Origin of the sequence: Caulobacter sp. BE254, from assembly GCF_031457295.1 — a bacterium.
Taxonomy (GTDB): domain Bacteria; phylum Pseudomonadota; class Alphaproteobacteria; order Caulobacterales; family Caulobacteraceae; genus Caulobacter.
Genome location: NZ_JAVDWJ010000006.1, coordinates 22,501 through 27,500 on the forward strand (window position 1 = coordinate 22,501; position 5,000 = coordinate 27,500).

1 tRNA gene and 3 rRNA genes (2 of these 4 only partly in view) are annotated in these 5,000 nt (G+C 57.0%); all 4 read right to left on the reverse strand.

The window, feature by feature from the left end:
• Positions 1–226 (reverse strand): 16S ribosomal RNA (locus J2X41_RS12370) (it extends 1,260 nt beyond the left edge of the window).
• A 1,889-nt stretch (positions 227–2,115) separates the two neighbouring features.
• Positions 2,116–2,192: transfer RNA gene (locus J2X41_RS12375), tRNA-Met, on the reverse strand.
• Positions 2,193–2,269: 77 nt separating this feature from the next.
• Positions 2,270–2,384: ribosomal RNA gene (gene rrf, locus J2X41_RS12380) — 5S ribosomal RNA — on the reverse strand.
• 112 nt (positions 2,385–2,496) lie between these two features.
• Positions 2,497–5,000: ribosomal RNA gene (locus tag J2X41_RS12385) — 23S ribosomal RNA — on the reverse strand; it runs 284 nt beyond the window's last position.

Consider the following 5,000-nt stretch of genomic DNA (forward strand, 5'->3'; position numbering starts at 1 on the left):
CCACCAACTAGCTAATCCTACGCGGGCCGCTCCAATGGCGATAAATCTTTCCCTCGAAAGGCTTATCCGGTATTAGCTCAAGTTTCCCTGAGTTGTTCCGAACCAAAGGGCACGTTCCCACGTGTTACTCACCCGTCCGCCACTAATCCCGAAGGATCCGTTCGACTTGCATGTGTTAGGCCTGCCGCCAGCGTTCGCTCTGAGCCAGGATCAAACTCTCAGGTTGAGTTGACCGCTAACACAGACTTCAAGAAATCGGGGGAAAACCCAATCTCTCGGTTCTGGTTTGCATAGTTTCTTGACGAGTTCCCAATCACATCGATGGATCGAAACCTAAGTTTCGGTCCATGATATTCATGGTGTCTTCAAGAGACCGCAATTGTCAGCGCATCGAGATGACCCGTGAGGTCATCGCCAGAGCGCCGCCGCCTGCGTTTCTCTTTCCAAATCAACAATGTCAAAGACCCAAGGCCGAAGCCCCGAACCACCTCTCGGCGGCCCATCCGTTTAGCGCCCGATGTCGGCGGAGGCGGCTATCTATCCAACCTCGAATTCCGTGTCAAACCGTTTTTTTCAAAACCGTCCGAACCAACCCACCAGAAACAGCCGAAGCCAAAACCAGTAGACCGAAGCGACCTTCTAGAGAAGAGCGCCAATCAAGTCAATCAAGAATTTCCAAGAAACCCTCGAAAGACTTGGCGAAGACCCCATCCGAATTCTTGCGAACTCTTCCGAAACCTTCCAGAGCCGCGCCTTCTAGTGAAAGCAAAACCCCGTGTCAACCTCGAATGTCGCTGAAGTTCAGCAGATCTTCGAGATCCAATACCTCACCGAACCTTGGAATTCTTATCGAAATCTTCGCTTCAGTGAAGGAGAGGCGCTTCTAATGAAGCATCACCCCAGAGTCAACCGCCTCGCTTTCCATCCTTTCGAAGGGCCAAGGCCGCGACGAAAAGACAAAAAGAGATCCGCGGGCCGCCGAGGCTGCCCGCCTGGATCCATAACCGAGTCGATTGGAGCGCGGAAACTAACGAAGTCGGCCAAAGAAAGCAAGAGCCTTGCGGCTCCCACCCCTGCGGTCGCGATCGCGTTTCCGAGCGAGGGGCGGATATAGGCGTGTGACGGCGCGATGACAACCCCTCTCCGATTGAATCCCCATTTGGCGGCTTGGGCTTTGGCGCCGGCGCCGCGTCCTCCGGTCGTGCCTTCTGGCCGACCTGCGCAGTATCGGAGATTCGGGGTGGCGAGCGATGGCGACGATCAGGTCCAGGACGCCGTCGGCCTTCGCTCCGAGCCGTCGACGCCATTCCTGGCGCGAGTGTGGACGAGCGATAGCGGCGTCTCCTACCTCGACGATCGCGCCCCGCCCTCCGCGGGTCACCAGGCTCTCGCCACTCGGCGCGATTCTCGGAGACGTTTGCCGAGAATCGGAAAGGCATCCGAGGCCTGGATAGGGGATTCGCCCGCGCGACCCCGGCTTCAGCAGTGGCGTCGACGTCGGTGATGAGCGAATCCCCAAAACCGAATCGCCCGGCGCCCAGGGGCGAGTCCGCATTCGGGGCCCGATTCGGTCGCCTCGGCGAGCTCGTCACAGCCCCCGGCGCCTCATGATCGGCCAGCTCACCGGCGTCCGCGGCCGAGAAGGCGTGAAGACTATCGGAACTCGGCGCTTCGAATCGGTCTCGCGCTCTCTCCGGAGTACACGGAGACGTCGACCAGATTGCCCCTCCCAGCGCAGAATCCGACATCATCGGCCGACGGTCGACCGCGGCGAACGCCTGCGGATTCCGAGCGCCGGCGCAGATTTCCGGTCGGACACGTCGTGCGGCGCTGAGACCGAGGCCTCTCGAGCGGCTTGGAGCGGTTGAAGCCCGAATGTCTGGGCGCCGCCGGCGGCGGCCTGCTCCAGAAGTGGCTTCTTGTACGGGTTTGATGTCGCGATGGCCTGAAGCATCGCGCGGAAAAGCGGCTTGCTCTGGTCCAGCGCCGTAAGGCCGCCCCGGGAGGGGGGCTAGGGCGGTCGCCGGGTTGGGCCGCCGCCGCAACGCGCGAGGTCCGCGTCAAGGGCAAGCGCACAAACGAAAATGGCCTCCCGAAGGAGGCCATTCTTGATCTTGGGTGCGGGGACAGGATTTGAACCTGTGACCTTCAGGTTATGAGCCTGACGAGCTACCGGGCTGCTCCACCCCGCGGCGAAGGAGGTAGTGGTGTGATCGTGATTGTAGGGTTCTGGACTTTGCCTTTCGGCTTTTAGGCATCCTTTTAGCGGACCTGGCGGCGACCTACTCTCCCGCGCCTTGAGACGAAGTACCATTGGCCCTGGGGGACTTAACGACCGAGTTCGGAATGGGATCGGGTGGGGAACCCCCGGCATAGCCACCAGGTCAGCAAAAAGGATGCTGTCGGGTGAGGGATTAGCTCACCCGAGCATATTGTGAAGAAGACATCGCGTGTCTGGGTATGTTGTAAAGCGTCAGTCATGGGTTTGACTGAAGAACGATCAAGCCTATCGAGCTATTAGTACCAGTAAGCTACACGCCTCGCGGCGCTTCCACACCTGGCCTATCAACGTGGTGGTCTACCACGGCTCTCAGCGAGACCTTGTTTTGAGGTTAGTTTCCCGCTTAGATGCTTTCAGCGGTTATCTATTCCACACTTAGCTACCCTGCTGCACAGCTGGCGCCATGACAGGTCCACCAGAGGTGTGTCCATCCCGGTCCTCTCGTACTAGGGACAGATCCTCTCAAGTCTCGTACACCCACGGCAGATAGGGACCAAACTGTCTCACGACGTTCTGAACCCAGCTCACGTACCACTTTAATCGGCGAACAGCCGAACCCTTGGGACCTGCTCCAGCCCCAGGATGTGATGAGCCGACATCGAGGTGCCAAACTTTGCCGTCGATATGGACTCTTGGGCAAAATCAGCCTGTTATCCCTAGAGTACCTTTTATTCGTTGAGCGATGGCCCTTCCACGCAGGACCACCGGATCACTATGGCCGACTTTCGTCTCTGCTCGACTTGTCAGTCTCGCAGTCAGGCGGGCTTATGCCATTGCACTCGACGACCGATTTCCGACCGGTCTGAGCCCACCATCGCGCGCCTCCGTTACACTTTGGGAGGCGACCGCCCCAGTCAAACTGCCCGCCACGCCATGTCCCGGACCCGGATAACGGGCCGCGGTTAGACGTCAGCAACAATAAGGGTGGTATTTCAAGGATGGCTCCACGCAGACTGGCGCCCGCGTTTCATAGCCTCCCACCTATCCTACACATGTTGTTGCTAACGCCAAGGCGAAGCTGCAGTAAAGGTTCATAGGGTCTTTCCGTCTGACCGCGGGAACCCCGCATCTTCACGGGGAATTCAATTTCGCTGAGCCTATGCTGGAGACAGTGGGGAAGTCGTTACGCCATTCGTGCAGGTCGGAACTTACCCGACAAGGAATTTCGCTACCTTAGGACCGTTATAGTTACGGCCGCCGTTTACCGGGGCTTCAATTCGCAGCTTGCACCACTCCTTTTAACCTTCCGGCACCGGGCAGGCGTCAGACCCTATACGTCGCCTTGCGGCTTCGCAGAGCCCTGTGTTTTTGATAAACAGTCGCTACCCCCTGGCCTGTGCCACTCTTATCTGGTTGCCCAAATAAGAGTCACGCTTATCCCGAAGTTACGCGTGCAATTTGCCGAGTTCCTTCAGCATAGTTCTCTCAAGCGCCTTGGTATACTCTACCTGCCCACCTGTGTCGGTTTCGGGTACGGTCTCCGTTGGAGTTATTTCCAGGGACCTGTTCACTGCCCAGAGCAATCCAATAAGCCTAGACAATTTACCAGATCCGTCACTTCCAACTGGTTCAGGAATATTCACCTGATTCCCATCGACTACGCCTTTCGGCCTCGCCTTAGGGGCCGACTAACCCTGCGCAGATTAGCTTTACGCAGGAACCCTTGGGCTTTCGGCGAGAGTGTCTCTCACACTCTTTATCGCTACTCATGTCAGCATTCTCACTTCCGATACCTCCAGCAAGGCTCGCGCCTCACCTTCACCGGCTTACGGAACGCTCCGCTACCGCTTGCACAAAGTGCAAACCCATACCTTCGGCGTCTGGCTTGAGCCCCGTTACATTTTCCGCGCAGGTTCGCTTGACCAGTGAGCTGTTACGCTTTCTTTAAATGATGGCTGCTTCTAAGCCAACATCCTGGTTGTCAAAGCAAACCCACATCGTTTCCCACTTAGCCAGAACTTGGGGGCCTTAGATGATGGTTAGGGTTGTTTCCCTTTTCACGACGGACGTTAGCACCCGCCGTGTGTCTCCCAGATATCTCTCTTGGGTATTCGGAGTTTGATTAGAATTGGTAGAGATCGCTCCCCCCGCATCCATTCAGTGCTCTACCCCCCAAGGAGTCCGTCTGAGGCACTACCTAAATAGTTTTCGCGGAGAACCAGCTATGTCCAGGTTTGATTGGCCTTTCACCCCTATCCACAAGTCATCCGAGAATTTTTCAACATTCACCGGTTCGGTCCTCCAGTAAGTGTTACCTTACCTTCAACCTGCTCATGGATAGATCACCTGGTTTCGGGTCGTCATGCGACGTACTTATTCGCCCTATTCAGACTCGCTTTCGCTGCGCCTACACCTAACGGCTTAAGCTTGCACGGCACATGAAGTCGCTGACCCATTATACAAAAGGTACGCCGTCACCACGCGCGGTGGCTCCGACTGCTTGTAGGCTTCCGATTTCAGGATCTGTTTCACTCCCCTTGTCGGGGTGCTTTTCACCTTTCCCTCACGGTACTTGTTCGCTATCGGTCATTGAGGAGTACTTAGGCTTGGAGGGTGGTCCCCCCATGTTCAGACAGGATTTCACGTGTCCCGCCCTACTCGAGTCTGTCGCTATTTGACGCTTACGGGGCTATCACCCACTATGGCCGACCTTTCCAAGTCGTTCAGCTTTATGTCACGACAGCACTGGCCTGGTCCCGGTTCGCTCGCCACTACTACG